Origin of the sequence: Microbacterium sp. DT81.1 (genome assembly GCF_049844955.1) — a bacterium.
Taxonomy (GTDB): domain Bacteria; phylum Actinomycetota; class Actinomycetes; order Actinomycetales; family Microbacteriaceae; genus Microbacterium.
The window spans coordinates 1-1,755 of sequence record NZ_JBNCMA010000022.1; the positions used below are offsets into that span (position 1 = coordinate 1).

The following is a 1,755-nucleotide window of genomic DNA, read 5'->3' on the forward strand; positions in this document are numbered from 1 at the left end:
AGGCGTCGGGCGGGGGTGTCGTAGTCGAGTCCTTTCCGCGGCCGGTTGTTGATCTCGGCGACCACGTGCGCGACGTGCGCCGCGGAGTGCTGGGCGAGATCCGTGCCTTTCGGAAAGTACTGGCGCAGCAGTCCGTTGTAGTTCTCGTTCGCGCCGCGTTGCCAGGGACTGGCGCGCTCGGCGAAGTAGATCGAGACCCCGGTCGCAGCGGTGAGGGCCTCGTGGCTGGCCATCTCGACGCCCTGATCCCAGGTCAGGGATCGCTTCAGATGGGCGGGAAGTTGGGTGAACGCGCCGATGACGGCCATGTTCACAGATGCGGCGGTGTGGTCGTGGGGCAGGTTAATGACCATCCCGTATTGGGTCTTCCTTTCCCGGAGGGTGACCATCGCGGAAACCGAACCGATGCCGACGATGAGGTCCCCCTCCCAATGCCCGGCGGTCTGCTTGGTCTCGATCTCGGCGGGTCTCTGGTCGATCATCACCATGTTTCGGATCCGGGATCCCTGCCCGACGCGGGAGCGCCAACGGGTCTTCCGGATCCGGCGTCCTGTCCGAAGCTTGAGGGCGTAGCGCTTGTGCAACCCGGTGTTCTCACGCAGCAGTAGCGCTCGGTAGATGGTCTCGTGGCAGACCCGCATGGTGGCGTCCTGCGGGTAAGTCTTCCGCAGCCAGCCGCTGATCTCCTCCGGTGACCAGCACCGGTTCAGTTTGCGTTGCACGAGAACCCGCAGAGCGGCATTCGCCGCGAGTCTGGGGACCTTCGGTCGCGCTCGTTGCCGATGCGCGTCGTGATCGGCGGTGCGGGGCAGGTAGTTCCCCGCCGGGTCTCGGTGGCGGCCGAGTTCTCGGCTGATCGTCGACGCGTGCCGGCCAAGCTGCTTCCCGACCTGACGAATCGAACAGCCCAAGCGGAGCAGGTCTGCGATCTGCATCCGCTCGCGCACGGTCAGATACCGGCCCGTCGTCCGCGGTGGTATCAGCGAGGGGATAAGGAAGTTGCTCTGTTGACGGATCAGGGTTCCGGCGCGACGAGACATACCCAGGAGTCTGCAAGCATCCACGTTGCTGACCCCGTCACGCATCAGCTGCCAATACCTGTCGACCCGCTCGCGCCGCCTTCTTGAGGCGTCGGTCTCACCGAGGGCGGCATCGGCAAGTCTTGCCGCAGCGTGCATAGCCTCCCGGTGCGCGGCGATCGCCGCCGTCCGCTGGCCATTGACCCTCGACTGCCAGTCAAGCTCCAGAACCGCCACGCGCGTCGACGAGAGCCGCAGTCGCCGCGCGCAATGCTTGACGCTGCTCCCGGCTGAGCGCATCTCGCGGAAGCGACGCTGCACCCATCGATATCCCGTGGCACGCGAAACGGCCGCGACCTTTGATGCGGTATCGGCATCCGCCCCCACCTCGAACGCTTCCCAGAAGGCATCCTCCCGCGACACCTGGACCCGCAGATGATGTCGGCCATGGTCACGGTCGACCATCGCCTCCCAGGCCGGCACCCGGCTGCACGAGCGCCCGATCGCCGCGATCGTGTCCGCCGCGTCCAACCCCCCACGACGCAGCTCGAGATACCGATCACGCAGAAATCGGTAGCCGTTCTCCATATTGATCCCCGCCATTCGGGTGGACGCTTTGAGACTGTGACCCTCAGCGACCGCGGCCAAGAACCGCATCGCCCCGGGAGAAGAAAACGACAACACCACGAGCAACCACCTCCAGAAGGGGCGTTGCATCGATCAATAGAATCCCGGG

Annotated in this window: 1 protein-coding gene; it reads right to left on the reverse strand. The window is 65.5% G+C overall.

Annotated features, from left to right (window positions below):
• Nucleotides 1-1,607, reverse strand: a 1,607-nt coding sequence (locus tag ACLQ2Q_RS22160; RefSeq protein WP_425824059.1) for an IS30 family transposase, incomplete at its 3' end; no start/stop codon positions are given.
• Nucleotides 1,608-1,755: the final 148 nt, after the last annotated feature.